We start from the raw sequence: 15,410 nt of genomic DNA, 5'->3' as shown, positions 1-15,410 counted from the left end.
ATGGATACGTCTAGTTGTAAGCAGAAAAATGCAGTGTCAGTGTCACCGAGTTACTGGTCTGTACAGCGATAAAGTCCATCCCATGCATACGTTCTGCCTGCCATAACCCATTGTTTAGACTAAGAGGTTTTTGCCAGGAGATCAATGCGAGCTGGTCCAACATGAGGGTTGCTTCACCTTTTTCCGGTGGTGCCTGCTTGAATGCCAGTTTAACGGCGCGCGCTGGCAGTTGTTCCGATCCCAGGGTCTGGCTATCGTCAGGCAGGCTGATATCGTGTCGGAAGGTTTTCCAGTCGTAGCTGCCTGGTTTAATCAGGCTGACTTCTTCACTGGAAAACTCCAGGTTATCTTCTGCAGTGACTATGGTCAGCTCAGCGCTCACGTCACCCGCGTTATCCCCTTTGGCATAGCCAAACAGGCTCAGTTCGGAGTAAGCCTGAAGTGTAGACTCAGCCGGTGTAATGGGCATAGTCCGCAGTGTTTGTTTAAAGGGCATGCGCAGCGGGCGATTATTAAACTGGGTACGTGACAGGCACATGCCCTGCAATCCGCGCATAGCACCAGTCAGGCAGGGGGTGATGTCATCGCTTTCATGTTCCCAGCGGGTTACTTCATTGGTCTCGTTGTCGTTGTCCCAGTCTTCAAAATCGCCAAACCACATTAAATCCCGGCCAAGGGTCATCTCAGGTTGACCTGTACTACTGATCTTACTCACGAAGGCATGGCTGGGAGCATATTCGCGCAGATCAATGATGTGCTCGCCAGAGGGCAAAGTCAGAGTAACGGTATCAATCTCCTGGGGGGCAGGGGCTTGATGAAAATACACATCGCCAAATCCTGGTCCCGGCACAATCGCAATTTCGGGGCCTGAAAATTCGGCCAGCCGGCGGATCAGATAATCACTTAAAAACCCACCAACCAGTTTGGGTTGATAGTCTTCCAGATACACAGGGTAGGCTCTGGCTGATTGTGTTTTCGGTGTTTGTGTTGGGTCGATGGTGACTGAAACGGCTACGCCTAGCAAGGTCTCGTGACGATTCTGTTCAAACACAAAGTTACCGAGTCCAAGTAACGCGGGCACCCCGTTATAAAGAGCAAAGCCCTGAGCAACGTGCGGGTGGTGGGCTATCATCAGGTCGGGCTCCCGGCGGCTGACAAACTCAAAGCGGTTGTCAATATAACGTGTCGGGGCGTAAGAATACTCGTCACCACCGTGCAGTTGAACGATGGCATAATCACTGTTATCTCTGGCTTGTTCCACTGCGGCTCTGAGTGCCGTACTGTCGGTCAGATCGGCGGCCCCCCCTTTATCGGCAGTGGCAATATAAGTGACAAGGTGGTCGTCGCCGGTAATCGACGTGGCCGACACCAGGCCCAGCGTGGTGTTGCCCACTTCAACCAATCTGGGTGCATAAGCCTCTGCGGTGTTGTTACCGGCACCACTGTGGCTGAAACCCGCTTGCTCGACATATTTTAGGGTGTCTTCCAGCCCTTTTTGCTGATAGTCAAATACGTGGTTATTACCGAGCGCGACATAGTCGATGCCTATCTCTGTTAACCCTTGCAAAGTGTCTGGCAGTGAGAAAAAGGCAAATTCTTTGCTCGGATGTACAGTCGTGGGGGCTGCAAGGACTGGCGATTCCAGATTGACCGAGGCAAAGTCGGCGCTCGCCGTTATAGGCTTGACGAACTGTGTCAACGCAATCGCACTGCTGGCCGCATTGCCGGGCCTGATCATCGCCTCTTCGACATCTGGCAACAGGTTGCCCATGGTGGTCAATGAAGGGTCCATGTAACGCCGACCAAACATGGTATCTCCGCCAAACATCAGCTCACTGCTGGTGGCACTGAGGCGCTTTAACTGAACTGCCAGCGGGTTATCCTGATAATCACGACTATTGACTGTGACTACCGCGCGTTGATAGCCGGGCTTGCTCAGGGTCAGAGTAAGCATGCCAGTGTTGAGATCTGTCAGGGTCAGCTGGCCTTGTTCATCCGTGCGATACTGGTTGCCCAACGCTTCTACGCTGACGTCTGACAGGGCTGCATCGCCCGACCCTTGCAATTGCAGGTTTAAGCCACGCTTTTGGTCTTGCTGTGTTTGTTCTTGTTGCCGTTGCTGCTCTTGCTCTTGTGCCTGCGTCGGGCCGCTCTCGTAAGGGTCTTCCACGGAGCAAGCGCTCAGAGCACACATAACGGGAACAAATGGAAGTAACTTGTAAATATTCAAGGTGGCCCCTTAACCTGTACGGCTTAATAACTAGGTCTTTTGTATTATAAATTGATTGTTAACCTTTCTGCAATCGTTAACTGCGATTATTGCAGCCACCAAAGGTCCGTATTATTACCTATTACTTTATAAGAGTAAGCGGTTATTTTTATTATAGTTGTTTTGGTCAAAATCTCTGTCCAAAAATGTTTACGTTTTGCTAGTCTGAGGTCTATTCTTAGAGTATGATCCCGGCAAAAGGTAGAAAACCGTTTTGAGGAACAAATGCGTTTAGAAATTCACTGTGCCGATCGGATCGGTATTGCGCAGGAAATTTTGAATATCCTGGTTAAGTACCGGGTTGACCTAAAAGGAATAGAAGTTGATTCCGTCAATTGCAGAATGTATGTGAGTTTCCCCCCCATAGAGTTTGAACAGTTTCAGAAAATCATGCCCGAGATCAGGCTGATAGATGGGGTTGAGGATGTCAGAACGACGGCTTTTCTGCCTTCTGAGCGTGAACACAACGAGCTGAATACTTTGCTCAGTGCGCTCCCTGACGGCGTTATTTCGATTGATGCAAAAGGCTGGGTGCGCCACTGTAATGATGCGGCGTGTCGTGACCTGAACCAGCCGGAGCCGGAGATCATCGGGGCAAATATTAATAACCTGCTGAAAGGGTTTAACTTTACTCGCTGGCTGGAAGGCAAAGATGTTCTGGGCCAGACAACCCGGGTTGAAGTGGGTGGTGAAGACTTTATTGCCGACATTTTACCTATTTCTGTACCGCAGGGACCTGAGGGCGATGTACTGGCTGGTGCGGTGATCAATATAAAATCACAAAGTCGGCTCGGTCAGCAGGTCAGTGCGTTTCGTCGCTACGGGCAGGAGAGCTTTGCGGCAATTCACAGTCAGAGTACCGCCATGCGCCGGGTGGTCCGCGAGGCGCGCAAAATGGCTCAACTGGAAGCGCCTATTTTAATTACGGGAGAAACTGGCACGGGTAAAGAGCTGCTGGCCCGCGCCTGTCATTATGCATCCAATCGCTCTTTGAAACCTTTTATTGCCTTGTCGTGTGCTTCACTGCCGGATGATGTCGCAGAATCCGAGCTCTTTGGTTATGCCGGATACGAAGAAAACAGTGCACCTAAACGCGGCGTGCTGGAGCAGGCCGACGGCGGCACGGTGTTCCTCGATGAAGTTGGTGAGATGTCTACGCAGTTGCAAACCAAGTTATTGCGCTTCTTGCAAGATGGTACCTTCCGTAAAGTTGGCGATGAGAATGAAGTGAAGGTCAACGTGCGTATCATTGCTGCGACGCAAAAAGATCTGCCAGCTATGGTTCAGGAAGGCAGTTTCCGTGAAGACCTCTACTACCGCATCAACGTACTGACACTGGAGATAGCCCCATTACGTGACCGTAAGGCCGATATCAAGTCTCTGGCTGAGCATTTTATTTCAAAATATGCGCAGCAAAGTGGTCATTCAACACCCGCGCTGGATGAAGAATGCCTGCAATTTCTGGAGCAATACCCCTGGCCGGGTAACGTCAGACAACTGGAAAATGCCATTTATCGTGCCGTGTCTATGTTAGATGACAACGAGTTGCGGATAGAGCATTTGCAGTTGCCTACCTTTACCCATGACTTGGGTTATCTGGAATCGGATTTTGAGGGCACGCTGGAACAGGCGGTTAAGCGTTTTGAAGCAACATTACTGCGTAAACTCTACCCAGCTTATCCAAGCTCACGCCAACTGGCCAAACGATTAGGGCTGAGCCACACCGCTGTGGCAAACAAGCTCAGAGAATACGGCATCAATCGCAAAACCGTTAAAGTATAAGAGAGGGGCACCACGCCCCTGTCTCTGGGGCTGTTATTGCTTGGTGCCCATATTTTTGGTCACGCCGTCCAGCTTAATATTATCAATGCCTTGTTCGGTAAACTTGATGGTAACGCTGAGGTTATTGCGTACCAGAAAGTAGTCGATGTCATCCAGGCGCAGCACATAGTCCCCTTTAACGGGACTCATAAATTGCTTTTTGAACAGTTCAAGCTTGTGCTCACCAAGCTGCCAGCTGAATCCTTCGATAAAGCCGGGGTTAAACTCCTGAACCCAGACTTTAGAGTCATCTTTGCTGAGCGTTATGGCAATAGAATATGATTCGGGGATCTGAGCCATGTCATAGCTGCGCTCACCGATACGAAATTTTTGTGTATCACTTTGCCAGCCGAAGCCAAAGTTAAACTCTTTTGCTACGCCAGTGGGATAAACCAGCTGACCTTTACCGGGCAAATCGAAATCAGCCCAGACGTGCCCGGCACTGAACAAGGTCAATAAATACACGAGCTTGGTTAAGTATTTCATCAAGTTACACTCTTTTAAGTCTTGCCTAAAAGTTAATGCACAAACGCACTTTTCGCAAGTCATGGGTGCACAGGATGGTTTAATTCCTGCTTGTTGTGAAATCCGGCTGTGCTAAACTCGAGTTTTATGCTAACTGGTTGGACCAATGAGATGAATCTATATTTCCGTTTATTGTGGTTATTCTGGCGGATCCGTCAGAATAGAGCCACGCAACCTTTGCTCGACGTGATTGATATTAATTTCAGAGCACTGCCGAGCGATTGTGATATTAATTTGCACCTGACTAACTCGCGTTATCTGGCCATGATGGATCTGGCGCGTACCTGGATGACTGAGCGGGTTGGGCTGTTTAGTGCGATTATGAAGCGTCGCTGGTTCCCAATCGTGAATGCCACCGCCATTACTTATATTCGTGATATCAAGCCATTGCAGGAGTTTACGGTATCGACCCGGTTAGTTGGCTGGGATCACAAGTACTTTTATATAGAACAGAAGTTTCACTCAGAGCGTGGCCTGCACGCTATTGCCTATGTACGTGGCGTATTCAGAAGTCGCCAGGGTGTGATCAGTGTGGAAGAAATGCTGGAAGTTGCCGGGTTTAAAGGGGAAGCGCCGATTTTGCCAGAAGAAATCGTGCACTGGAAAGCCATGTTGGAGCAGAAAAAAGCACGCAATACGAAAGTGGCATAAAGGGCCAGTGTGATGGCCCCTGGGGATTGAGAAAGTAACTCTGTAGTGTGCCCACACAGTGTGGGCACTTTAAATCGTTAGAACTTGTACTTTACACCAAACATGGCAACAATTGGGTCCAGCTCAACGTCTGACGTAAGCGCTTGCTTACCGTCTGCGTAAACGGTTGCATCGGTATTGATGTCCATCTTAGAAACCATAGCGTGCAGGCCCCACTTGTCATTCAGGTCGTAGTTGAAACCGACCTGAAGCGCAACACCGAATGAGCTGTCCAGGTCCACCTTAACATCGTCAGTACCCAAAACACCTTTAAGTGCTGCGCTGGCTTCTTCATCAAAGAATACGGTGTAGTTCAGGCCTGCCCCGATGAACGGACGGAACTTATCGTTGGCACCAAAAAAGTGGTACTGGGCCATCAATGTAGGTGGCAAGTGCTTAACAGAGGCAATTTCTACGCCGCCCAGTTGTGTGCTCGGGTTACCCGGAATATAGCCTTCACCTTCAACCGTGTGAGAAAACGGAGTGGCTGCAATTAATTCAAATACAATGTTGTCGTTGTACTGGTAGTCAAAGGTAATACCCAGTTGTGTATCTGAGTCAGCGACCAGGCCCGCTGTTTTGATTTCATTTAACGCTGAACCTGTGTCACTTGGGTTTACGTTAATTGCACCCACATTCACACTGAACTGGGCCTGAGCCAGTGGTGCAGTTAACATAAGCGTAGATAGGATAGCGGCAGTAAATTTTTTCATTTTCATCTCCTGAACCTGTGCAAGGTAAATCTTTTTGTTGCAGCTATCATAGGCCGATGGGATTTTTCAAAAGCTGTTCTAGATCAATATTCAAATTGCGAAATTTCAGAAAAAATTGAAAATTTGATTTAGATTAAGTTTTTGACCCCGATTTACCAACTGAGATCACTAATTATCCTGGATAAGCTCGGTTTCGCACCCGCCCAGCTGCTTTAATAGTTCATCAAGGTGACGTTTGGTGGCGTCATTGAGCATGTCGCGGTTAAAGCGCAGTGCCAGTTGACATATTTTGGTGTCAATAAAGCCTTCGACTGCCACAATACGCACAGGCACGGCATACAATGGCGAGATCAACAAATTGCCGCCGTTGAGGTCGAATACGTCCAGCTCCAGTTCATAGGTATTAAACAAGTGCATCTCACGGCTGTAGGGGGATTGCAGCAACATACCAGACTGGCTGATGTTTTTAACCTGACCGGATAAGGTTCGGCTGCCGGTGCGGATCCGCACGCTGTGCTCAGGCAGCCCGGATAAGCGCACTGCGCCGCGACGACTGATGGTGTTCCAGGATTTGTGAACTGTCTCCTCGAGCTTGTCGGCGGTAAAGGGTTTCATCATATATTGCGAGACCCCGTGTTGAATGGCACATACCACATGCTCTCTGTCGCCCAGTGAACTCATCATAATAAAGGGCGTTTTACTGTGTTTTTTTGATTTTCTGACCCTTTTGAGCAGTTCCTCACCATCCAGATTTGGCATTTGCCAGTCGGCAATGATGATGTCGATATGCCGGGCATCCAGTAATTCCAGTGCCTCTTTACCATCTTCTGCGGTGTAGACGTTTTCGGCGCCAAGGCGGTTGACTAAGGTGGTACGTACCAGGTTTCTAACCAGCTGACAGTCGTCGACGACCAAAAAACTGACATCCTGCATTACTAGTTCCTTATCTTGCAGTAAATAGAACGGAGTAGTGATCTGTGGGAACTCCAGATTAGGCTAACAATACTAACCTTCACATACTTAGTTCTAGCATACGCAGGGCAATTGACAACCTGTTATCGAAATTGACCAATATATTACGCTCTGCTCTGCTTTATTGAGTCCTGTGCAATACATGTTTGTCACAAAATTGCCTTGTAGTCGACATGAACTGGTCATGCTCAGGCGCTGTAATCGAGAGCAAATGAGCAACCTCAGGGCATAAAATGTTCAGTCTGCGCCTTAATGCAGTGATGCCTGCTGTTGCTTTTATATCAGAACACAGGAACTGTATGTTATGCCTTCCCCTGCAATAAAACCTTCGGTCAAACACAATACTAATAGTAATAGTAATACGGTAAAAACGCTGCGACGCTTAATCAACGCGCCCTCTGTTACACCGGATGATGCGGGTACCATTGACTATCTGGCTGAACGTCTGGCAGCACTGAGCTTTGAATACACGCATCTCGATTGCAACGGGGTACGTAATCTGGTTGCCTGGCGTGAGTTTGGCCCCGGGCCTGTGATGGCTTTTGCGGGTCATGTTGACGTGGTTCCTGCGAACCCACAGGGCTGGGTTGCGCACCCTTTTGCCGCTGCTGTGATAGATGACGTGATTTACGGGCGAGGCGCTGCCGATATGAAAGGGGGCGTTGCCGCTATGTTGAGTGCAACCGAGCACTTGTGTGAGCGGGCGCAGCAGTGCCAGGGTACCTTATTCTGGCTTATTACCTCTGATGAAGAGGGGGAAGCTGAGTATGGCTCAAAAATTATGGCCGAGTATCTGGCGCAACAGGCAATTGTGCTAGATGCCTGCCTGGTTGGTGAACCCACTTCACATCAGCAAGTAGGCGACACCATTAAAAATGGTCGCCGTGGTGCGATTTCCGGGCGGATACAGATCCGTGGTAAGGCTGGGCATGTCGCTTACCCTGAGCAAACCATCAATGCGGCGCATATTGCCGGTGAGCTGGTGAATGAGCTGGCCAATATCAGTTGGTGGAAAGATGTGCTGGGATCGCAAACCAGTTTGCAGGTAACCGGCCTGACGGTACCTGATATCGTTGACAACCTGGTGCCGGCAAGCTGTGAAATTACCTTTAATGTGCGCTACAGCCATGCCTATAAAAGTCAGGAAATTTATCAGATAGTGGCACAGGCTCTGGCACCCTGGCACGATAATGTCAGTGTGCAGTGGGAACGTCCCTGTGAATCCTATTATACGGGCGGGCGTGAGTCGGCATGTTTTCTCACCCTGGTTGAGCAGGCCATTTTGCGTGTGCGAGGACAGTTTCCGGCACTGAGCACCGCCGGGGGCACATCGGATGGTCGCTTTTTTGCCTCCAGTGAGACTCAGGTGATTGAATGTGGCGTAAAGAACGACTCCATTCATCAGGTGAATGAACATGTGTCGGTGGCAGATCTCCACGCCATTGAGGAGATCTACCGCGCGATTTTATGCGACTACTTTGTTGCTTGAGTGCACTGCATTGCAGCGATTATTGCGCCAGCTCGCGGCGCAATTGCGCCTGCATGACTCTGAGTCCCTGTATTTTGTCCCTTGCTTCTTGCAGCTGCTGTGGCGGCAACTTATGTCTCATGCCTTTTTCAAGTAACGCCTCCAGTCGCTCAACCTTTTTGTCTACCGCGGCAATATAGGCCAGTTTCATCTGAGCTGCGCGAGCGGATTGATCTGCCAGGTAGGCTTGATGATCAGACAAGTCGCCTTCGTATGCAGGCGCAGGCGTAGCGGGCGAAATGGGCGGAATATAGGGCGCGTCATCGCCGACCTCTTGCGACTGCGCAACAGACGATAAATTCGGGGTATCAACGGTGGTTTCGGGTGGCGTGGCATTGACGGCGGGTAGTGCCACATCCGAGGCCGCGGTTACAGACTCGACAGGCCGCGTTTGCAGGCGGTCTTGTTGCGCCTGTTCCGGGTTCACTCGCAACGACGGAAGCGTGTACAAGGTCCACAAGGCATAGCCCAGTCCTCCCAGAACGAGGGCAAGCAAGAGTGCCTGTACGCGACCCATTAAAGCTTCACTCCATGCTGTTGCTGCCAGTGTTTAAAGCGCTTCTGGTAAGCCGCCACAGCATGCTGCGTAGTGAGCGATTCCAGCGCCCGATAACGCACGGTCTCACTGTCCTGAGGATAGTAGGCATACTGAGGCTGCTCTGCATACACAACAGCCCAGCGTCCCTGAGGTGTGCGTACCGGCGAAGTCGCTTTACCTGGCTTGCTGCTAAACGCCAGCTGGGCAAGCCAGCGCTGAGTATGCTCGCGGGTAATGGCATGCAAAGCTGCTTGTTCATCCGTAGCAAATTCATTGCGACGTTTTGCCGCCTTTAGCGCAGGTAATGGGCCTTTTTTTCCAAGCTGTTTATGAAACTGCTTTGCCTCTTCCATGCTATCGAAGGTTACCGCCAGGGCTGACAGCTGAGACTGATACCTGAAATCATCGCGGTGACGTTGGTAGTAACGCTGGATTTCGCTGCCAGGGATGTTTGCTCTGAGTGCTTCCAGGTAGGGGCTGCGTTCGCCATGAAGTTGTGCTTTGATCCCTAAATAAGCCAGCATGGGCGGGCGTAACAGCTCTCCTGTTGCAAGTGCGTTCAGGCGCGTCAGTGTCAGGCCCTGCTGAGCCAAAAGTGGTGTTGCTGCCGCTGTCAGGTCGGCATGATAACGCCACTCGATTAACTGGTGCGTGAGTAGCCCAATATCGCCCTGGTGAAGGCGAAAGCGGTTTTGCATTGACTGGCTGGTCAGTAGCTGTGCCAGGGTGACTTTGGGTGTATCCAACAGTTTAATCTGCGCCCAGTGTGAGAGCTGCTCAGGCTGGTAATCTCCGTCGGCCGGATATGAACCCAAAAGTCCAGATAACGCCGCTGCGTCAAAGGGAGGCTCTAGCTGTACTTTAGGCACGGATTTAAGTGCCGGGAATTGATGTATGAGCAATGTCACCATCATACGGCGAACATGGTAGTCGTTGTCAAATCCGACATTCGACTGTCGTTTGAGTAACTCGGGATTAAGCTGGCGTGCTGTTGCCAGCAAAAACTGATTCTCAAGCAAGTGCTTGTTGAGTTCAGTACCGGATAATGCGCGGTCTTGCTGTTGATACAAAGACTGCATCAGAGCCAGTTCAGGCTTGGTTAGTTGAGTCAGGGATGCCCAACATGGCAGACTTAAACAGCCTGCCAAGAGTAATGCCAGATAGTACATTTAGCGCGCTACCATTGCATGGTTCAGCATGTGCACAACCATGGCTATCGCATGAGGAATAACCTGGCGAGCCGTTGTGACACGATCATAGTGATCTTCTGAGTTTAGTACGATGCCGCCCTGAGAATAGGAGTAAGCGCCGCCCTGGGTAAGCAATGGGCGAATGTCTTTGGTCGCGGCGTCAGGGGCACTGAAGCTGGCCATGGCTTGTTTCACTAAGCTCAGGTTGTTGAGGTTTTCCTGATCATAATAGTCTTTTACCCAGGATTCCCAGCCAGCATGGTTAAGATCTGAGGTCGTCCAGGTATGATGAGGCTGCAGCAGATCTGTGGTGTGAAAGACAAATCCCAGGATCTGTGGATTACCGTTTTGCAAGTAGCTTTGGTACCAGTACTGGCCAAGGTTGTCGATAGGCTGGAACGGCATTTCTTCAAAGTCGTCATACATGCTGTATGTAGAGTGACTGTCTATGCGGTAGTTTTTCTCAGTAATACCATAGCTGTCATACTCACTGTCGTCGGCGCTGAACCAGCCTGTTTCACCGCCTTTACCGTCATCCAGATAGTCGCCTTTTAACCAGGTAGCCGCCATGTTATCTACGGTGCCCCAGACAGTGAGCTTGTCATAATTATAACCACCAAAATCGTTACCATGGGCGTCAGCACCCTGGGTGTGGTTTTGGAAGTGCCAGTAGCTGGTGTATTTGACAATACTTTCGGCCGCACCCCACAAAGGTGCCTGGACACAGTCTCCTGTAATCGCGCCACAGAAGAAAGTGTCTTCAAAGTCATCAACGTCATAGGCGGCTTGCCCCATGACTTCGGCCAGTTGAGTGACGCTCATGCCGTGTGACTGAGCATAAGCCTGAAGCTTGGCATATTGGGTTGTCGACGGGTTTTGTGCCATGTAGTTGACGGCATCGATAACGATGCGTTTGTGCGTTTCCTGACTAAAGGCCTGCGCCCCGGTGGAGGCGAGTGTCAGCGCACAGAGTAATAATCTTTTTTTCATTGTAGTGTTGTTCCTGAGTTAGAATTTACGCTCTATCAGAGCAGCGGGCATTAGAATGCTCTTGTGTTACATTTGTATTAAATATAGGTTAAATTAAATCTTGATGTCCATACCTTGTTGTCCTGACAGAGCTCAGGTATGATTGGTAGTTAATTTAGGCACATAAAAAGCCACAATAACGATGAAAATGATAAAGCTACTTTCTGCTGTGCTGCTTTGCCTGACGCAACAGGCTTTCGCTGAACAAAGCGTTGCGAGCCAGGAAGAGGATTGGCTTGAAGACAATGGACTGGAGTGGCAGCTGAGTATAGGCGCCTTTTATGCAGATATGGCACTGCCTGAGCTGGTCGGTGCTGATAACTCTCCGGCGCACCTGACCTTACTTGCCGACATCAAGCTTCAATACAAAAACTTCTATCTTATTTCTTACTCAGGCGATTTCTTCGGTGGGTCCGATGTGGGTTATCAGTTTATTCAAAAGGAAGACTGGGGCCTGGATATCATTTATGGCAGTTATCAACTCGCTTTTACCGAAACGGGTTACTTTGACACCAGCGATCCTGTTGTTAAAGAATTAGAAGGCATTAGAGACAGAGATCCGGATCAATCGCTGGGAGTCGCATACTATCGCACCGTGGGTGATTATCTGGCGGTCGCAGAGCTGGTTTACGATGTTTTTGGCGACACTAATGGTTGGGTATTCCACATCGAAGCCACACGTAACTTTGAACTGCGCAATTGGGATCTGTGGCTTAATTTTGGCGCCAATTACTATTCGAGCAATTTTAATAACTATTTTTATGGTGTAACTGAGCAAGAACGAAATGATTATCTGACACCTTATGAGCCAGGCAGTGGCGCATCGGCGTTTGTTCAGGCTCAGCTAAACTACCCAATAGCAGAAGACTGGGAGTTCAGTGCGGGTCTGTCATTCCTAGTTGGGTCCAGTGAAGCAAAAGATAGTCCACTGCTCGAATCTAACTATGCCAGGGTGCTGTTTAGTGGAGTGAAATATGTATTTTAAATTCACTTCAGCGATGACTATCGGCGTGTTTTGCATGGCCTCTGCGGCGCATGCAGCAGTAAACGACGATAGGAAAGGGATATTACAGGTGGCACCAAATAAGTGTGTTGCGTTGCACGAAGGAAGAACGTGCTACGCTGACGTGACGTTTTCAATTTCTGCGCCGCAAGTCGGGGATTATTGCATCAGGGACAGCAACTCGAAAAAGATTTTGCAGTGCTGGGCAAATGTGAGCCACTTCGAGTACCTGCTGGCTTTTGGCTCAGCACAAAGTGTCAGCTATGAGTTAATATCTAAATCGAAGCGTGATGTCCTGGCCGTGACAACCATTAACGTCAATTGGGTCCATAAGGTACGCAATAAAAAACGCCGCTGGCAGCGCTTGTTTTAGGTTAAGAGGAATGCACAGGCTAGCGCGGGCCAGCCTGTTTTTTGTTCTTTACTGACACTGTTCAACCAGGCTACGCAAATGTGTGCCAATATCTTCGCTTTTGCTTTGTCCCTGTTCAAGCAAAGTGTGTACTTGTTGTTGCAGTTCAGCCAGCTCATAATTCGCCAACAGGGTTTTCAAATAAGACATCGTATCCGCACCGGCTTGTAATAAACCAGGCAGGCTTTCCATTGACAGCTCCTGATCGGCCAGGCTAGTAATGGTATCCATTAAATCAGCCAGATTTGCGCTGTCCTGCAGTGCACCCTCAACTTCAATCATGGCACCCATTGGATCGCCGTTTAATTGTTTAACGACACACCCCGCCAGGGTGCCGGCCTCAGCTGATTGGCTCATCGCGGTCAGGCCATGCGCCCTGATGTCTTCTATGACCTGTTCCAATTCCTGATTATTTGCCAGATATTGCTGCTCTATCTGCGCTTTAGAATCACCAAGAAAGTCACATCCCGCAAGTGCAACTAAACCGATACCGCAAAATAAAAAACGTTTCATATAAGTATCCAAAATCAATCCAATTGATTGCAGTTTACTGGCTTACGGGTCGGTTGTCATTATTACAATATTGGCGGTATCAAGTGCGTAAGCGGGCCCTTGACTGACTCCGAAAGCGTGCCAGTTCCACCACATTCGAAATGCCAAACAGTTCGGATTTCAGAATGTTAGCAAATACATGTAACGCACGTTTCCAGGCATTACGTACGGCCAGGGTAAATTGCGCACCCAAATGAAGCTTCAGGACTTCGAGTAAACTATTACAAAATACGCTGATGTCCTTCACTGAAGGGGCCAAAGAAGCAATCAGGATACTTTGGTGGCGCAGGAAACGCGTCAGCTCTTGCTGGCGGGGCAAATGCATCAGGCATTGCTGCATAAAATCATGCAAGCGATACTCCAGCGACAGCATATGGCGTTCGGACTCAGGCAGCGCCATGGTGACCTTGTGTTGTTTTAATTGATTGTAAAAGCTGACACAGAAGCAATGAAAGTTCGGCTTCAGGGTCGTGAAAGACTGATTTAATAACTGGTACTGATAAGGTGAAATACTCATAATCGCTCCACATACGATTAGAGCGAATCCGTTTGCTCAAGTAATTGTGCAATCTCATGGACATCAGCCGCTGGGCTGGCCAACAAGCACTGCAGTAACTTGGGTAAAAGTTGTGTTGGGGCACACTGAAACAGCAAGACGGTGAGCACCCACTTTTTCAGTATAGGTAGACTTTGATCAGTTCAGCAAACTTCATTGTTGTTTGAAATTACGTAAAGCAAATCAGCCAGACGCTTAGGTCTGGCTGCTAGCCTGTCTTCTGTTACTTAATCGGGGCAAGTAGCTTCGGGTCGGTGACCAGCTGTCTGACACCGTGGGCGTGATCTTCTTCAAAGACATTGTCCTCACACCACTGGGCCAGGCTGTTGATATCTACCTTGGCACAGGCGGGTCTGACACTCCAGGTAACCTGAAGCGGCGAACACTGCTTGTTGTTATAACTGGGTCCAGTGGTTGAACCGAGAAACTCCACTGGCTTACCGGTCGTTTGCGGGATGTATTTGGCCTGATGGTAGCCATTGACGATGTTGCCATCATAGCTTAAATCATTAAAGTCCAGCGCGTCTTCGTCATTCACAACCAGAAAAACCTGGGTTTCAACGCGTAAGTCCGGATTGGCACATTCATTACTTAAACAAGAACCCAGGCCTTTGCCGGGCGCAACATCACATGAGCTGTGCACCCAGTGTACCTCTATGGTGTCACCTGGCTTCACGTTTTTACAGACCTTGCCTTTAGGTGCCCGCAACTCGGCCTCGGTCAGGCTGCTGGTGGCATTACATTGATAGCCTCCGTACTTGCCATTGCCTGCAAATACCGAAAAGTCTTTTGCTTTGTGCTCTGCGTTCTTATGAAAGTGGATGTTACACAGGTTCATTTCACTGGCCGGGGGAGCAAGTGAAAATACTCGCTTATTTTCACCATGCAGCTGGTCGATATCACGCGGAGTTTGCGGGCCAAAGCCGTCGCAGCTATTCGCAAGGGTATTAAAGGATAGTAGTGTTAGCGCTGTCATCGAGACGCCAATTAATGCCTTTTTCATGACTGTTTCTCCATCATTTTGTATTAACTCGATGGGCCGCCAGTATAGATGTTTAACTTTTAAGAACAAGCTAAATGGTAAAATATTGTAAATTTGTGGTTTATCATAAGTTAATCTCGATGTTGTTGTTCGGTATTCTCGAGCTTTTTGTTTTTTATGGTAAACTATTTACGATTACTTGAGGTTGGCCGTGAGTGTTGAATACCCGCAAGATTGCGTGAGATATCGGGCCGCTTGAAAGCGACTTTTCGGTTAAAGGGCTGAACTAAGGTTGCGTATTAATACAACTCTCTCTATAATACACGCCAGTTGATGCAGCATTGACTGCACGTTGACGCGGGATGGAGCAGCCTGGTAGCTCGTCGGGCTCATAACCCGAAGGTCGTCGGTTCAAATCCGGCTCCCGCAACCAAGCTTAAGAAATGGTTCATTTCTTACAGTTCGCGCATTCATCGTAATGCGCGTTTTGCGTTTAAGCATATGCTTATTTAGGCTGATACAGCCCGCAACCAAGCTCGGCCACTGGCCACACAGTTTGTTTTTGGTGTGACGCCCCGCTTGGTTCGGGGCGTTGTTGTATCTGGAGCTAAGCAACTAAGCCCAGCCCAG

At 49.3% G+C, this 15,410-nt stretch carries 15 protein-coding genes and 1 tRNA gene; 6 read left to right on the top strand and 10 right to left on the bottom strand.

Going from position 1 to position 15,410, the window contains the following annotated elements; all coding sequences use genetic code 11:
• Positions 1-10 precede the first annotated feature (10 nt).
• Complete coding sequence (locus C3B51_RS15625) at positions 11-2,230, bottom strand: CapA family protein (RefSeq protein ID WP_130245661.1); 2,220 nt, start codon at positions 2,228-2,230, stop codon at positions 11-13.
• Positions 2,231-2,494: 264 nt separating this feature from the next.
• Here C3B51_RS15625 and tyrR point away from each other — a divergent pair, with 264 nt between their 5' ends.
• Complete coding sequence (gene tyrR / locus C3B51_RS15620) at positions 2,495-4,051, top strand: transcriptional regulator TyrR (protein WP_046005501.1); 1,557 nt, start codon at positions 2,495-2,497, stop codon at positions 4,049-4,051.
• 33 nt (positions 4,052-4,084) lie between these two features.
• Here tyrR and C3B51_RS15615 read toward each other — a convergent pair whose 3' ends face one another.
• On the bottom strand, positions 4,085-4,576 hold the full coding sequence (locus tag C3B51_RS15615; RefSeq protein ID WP_125719915.1) for a hypothetical protein: 492 nt from the start codon (positions 4,574-4,576) through the stop codon (positions 4,085-4,087).
• A 150-nt stretch (positions 4,577-4,726) separates the two neighbouring features.
• Here C3B51_RS15615 and C3B51_RS15610 point away from each other — a divergent pair, with 150 nt between their 5' ends.
• Complete coding sequence (locus C3B51_RS15610) at positions 4,727-5,266, top strand: thioesterase family protein (RefSeq protein ID WP_130245660.1); 540 nt, start codon at positions 4,727-4,729, stop codon at positions 5,264-5,266.
• Between the two features lie 77 nt (positions 5,267-5,343).
• On the opposite strand, the gene C3B51_RS15605 is transcribed toward C3B51_RS15610, so the two are convergent.
• Together C3B51_RS15605 and C3B51_RS15600 are read right to left on the bottom strand one after the other, a co-directional pair.
• Positions 5,344-6,018 (bottom strand): OmpW/AlkL family protein, encoded by a 675-nt coding sequence (locus tag C3B51_RS15605; protein ID WP_130245659.1) that lies wholly within the window; start codon positions 6,016-6,018, stop codon positions 5,344-5,346.
• Between the two features lie 168 nt (positions 6,019-6,186).
• Positions 6,187-6,951, bottom strand: a complete 765-nt coding sequence (locus tag C3B51_RS15600) for a response regulator (protein WP_125784073.1) — start codon at positions 6,949-6,951, stop codon at positions 6,187-6,189.
• 343 nt (positions 6,952-7,294) lie between these two features.
• Between C3B51_RS15600 and dapE the strand changes: the two genes are divergently transcribed.
• A complete protein-coding gene (dapE, locus tag C3B51_RS15595; RefSeq protein ID WP_130245658.1) occupies positions 7,295-8,479 on the top strand; it encodes a succinyl-diaminopimelate desuccinylase in 1,185 nt (394 codons plus the stop codon).
• A gap of 19 nt (positions 8,480-8,498) precedes the next feature.
• Here the strand turns inward: dapE and C3B51_RS15590 are convergent, their stop codons facing one another.
• Genes C3B51_RS15590 through C3B51_RS15580 form a run of 3 tightly spaced genes read right to left on the bottom strand, consistent with a single transcriptional unit; the run spans position 8,499 to position 11,236 of the window.
• A complete protein-coding gene (locus tag C3B51_RS15590; protein ID WP_130245657.1) occupies positions 8,499-9,035 on the bottom strand; it encodes a hypothetical protein in 537 nt (178 codons plus the stop codon).
• Positions 9,035-10,225, bottom strand: coding sequence for a peptidyl-prolyl cis-trans isomerase (locus tag C3B51_RS15585; protein WP_130245656.1), 1,191 nt, complete (start codon positions 10,223-10,225; stop codon positions 9,035-9,037). The genes C3B51_RS15590 and C3B51_RS15585 overlap by 1 nt, the downstream gene beginning before the upstream one ends.
• On the bottom strand, positions 10,226-11,236 hold the full coding sequence (locus tag C3B51_RS15580; RefSeq protein ID WP_125719901.1) for a phospholipase: 1,011 nt from the start codon (positions 11,234-11,236) through the stop codon (positions 10,226-10,228). It abuts the gene before it with no gap.
• Between the two features lie 187 nt (positions 11,237-11,423).
• On the opposite strand from C3B51_RS15580, the gene C3B51_RS15575 reads away from it, so the two are divergent.
• Both C3B51_RS15575 and C3B51_RS15570 read left to right on the top strand, forming a co-directional pair.
• A complete protein-coding gene (locus C3B51_RS15575) occupies positions 11,424-12,260 on the top strand; it encodes a MipA/OmpV family protein (protein ID WP_240657432.1) in 837 nt (278 codons plus the stop codon).
• Positions 12,250-12,651 carry a DUF3019 domain-containing protein gene (locus C3B51_RS15570; protein WP_125719897.1) on the top strand — a complete coding sequence of 134 codons (402 nt, stop codon included), beginning with the start codon at positions 12,250-12,252 and terminating at the stop codon, positions 12,649-12,651. The genes C3B51_RS15575 and C3B51_RS15570 overlap by 11 nt, the downstream gene beginning before the upstream one ends.
• Positions 12,652-12,699: 48 nt before the next feature.
• Here the strand turns inward: C3B51_RS15570 and C3B51_RS15565 are convergent, their stop codons facing one another.
• The 3 genes from C3B51_RS15565 to C3B51_RS15555 form a co-directional block, all read right to left on the bottom strand.
• Positions 12,700-13,203: a hypothetical protein gene (locus C3B51_RS15565; RefSeq protein ID WP_125719895.1), complete on the bottom strand. Its 504-nt coding sequence runs from the start codon at positions 13,201-13,203 to the stop codon at positions 12,700-12,702.
• Between the two features lie 79 nt (positions 13,204-13,282).
• A complete protein-coding gene (locus C3B51_RS15560; protein ID WP_125719893.1) occupies positions 13,283-13,759 on the bottom strand; it encodes a globin in 477 nt (158 codons plus the stop codon).
• Positions 13,760-14,021: 262 nt separating this feature from the next.
• A complete protein-coding gene (locus C3B51_RS15555) occupies positions 14,022-14,801 on the bottom strand; it encodes a delta-class carbonic anhydrase (protein ID WP_125719891.1) in 780 nt (259 codons plus the stop codon).
• A gap of 335 nt (positions 14,802-15,136) precedes the next feature.
• On the opposite strand from C3B51_RS15555, the gene C3B51_RS15550 reads away from it, so the two are divergent.
• Positions 15,137-15,213 (top strand) — tRNA-Met (locus C3B51_RS15550).
• The last annotated feature ends 197 nt before the right edge of the window (positions 15,214-15,410 follow it).

The organism is Pseudoalteromonas rubra, from assembly GCF_004212645.1.
Lineage (GTDB): Bacteria > Pseudomonadota > Gammaproteobacteria > Enterobacterales > Alteromonadaceae > Pseudoalteromonas > Pseudoalteromonas rubra_G.
The sequence above is the reverse complement of the archived record's forward strand: the minus strand, read 5'-3'. Positions and strand labels throughout refer to the sequence as shown.

Excerpts from the sequence above, each read along its gene's own strand:
- tyrR (WP_046005501.1), top strand. The coding sequence starts at position 2,495 with ATGCGTTTAGAAATTCACTGTGCCGATCGGATCGGTATTGCGCAGGAA.
- C3B51_RS15615 (WP_125719915.1), bottom strand. The coding sequence starts at position 4,576 with ATGAAATACTTAACCAAGCTCGTGTATTTATTGACCTTGTTCAGTGCC.
- C3B51_RS15610 (WP_130245660.1), top strand. The coding sequence starts at position 4,727 with ATGAATCTATATTTCCGTTTATTGTGGTTATTCTGGCGGATCCGTCAG.
- C3B51_RS15605 (WP_130245659.1), bottom strand. The coding sequence starts at position 6,018 with ATGAAAAAATTTACTGCCGCTATCCTATCTACGCTTATGTTAACTGCA.
- C3B51_RS15600 (WP_125784073.1), bottom strand. The coding sequence starts at position 6,951 with ATGCAGGATGTCAGTTTTTTGGTCGTCGACGACTGTCAGCTGGTTAGA.
- dapE (WP_130245658.1), top strand. The coding sequence starts at position 7,295 with ATGCCTTCCCCTGCAATAAAACCTTCGGTCAAACACAATACTAATAGT.
- C3B51_RS15590 (WP_130245657.1), bottom strand. The coding sequence starts at position 9,035 with ATGGGTCGCGTACAGGCACTCTTGCTTGCCCTCGTTCTGGGAGGACTG.
- C3B51_RS15585 (WP_130245656.1), bottom strand. The coding sequence starts at position 10,225 with ATGTACTATCTGGCATTACTCTTGGCAGGCTGTTTAAGTCTGCCATGT.
- C3B51_RS15580 (WP_125719901.1), bottom strand. The coding sequence starts at position 11,236 with ATGAAAAAAAGATTATTACTCTGTGCGCTGACACTCGCCTCCACCGGG.
- C3B51_RS15575 (WP_240657432.1), top strand. The coding sequence starts at position 11,424 with ATGATAAAGCTACTTTCTGCTGTGCTGCTTTGCCTGACGCAACAGGCT.
- C3B51_RS15570 (WP_125719897.1), top strand. The coding sequence starts at position 12,250 with ATGTATTTTAAATTCACTTCAGCGATGACTATCGGCGTGTTTTGCATG.
- C3B51_RS15565 (WP_125719895.1), bottom strand. The coding sequence starts at position 13,203 with ATGAAACGTTTTTTATTTTGCGGTATCGGTTTAGTTGCACTTGCGGGA.
- C3B51_RS15560 (WP_125719893.1), bottom strand. The coding sequence starts at position 13,759 with ATGAGTATTTCACCTTATCAGTACCAGTTATTAAATCAGTCTTTCACG.
- C3B51_RS15555 (WP_125719891.1), bottom strand. The coding sequence starts at position 14,801 with ATGAAAAAGGCATTAATTGGCGTCTCGATGACAGCGCTAACACTACTA.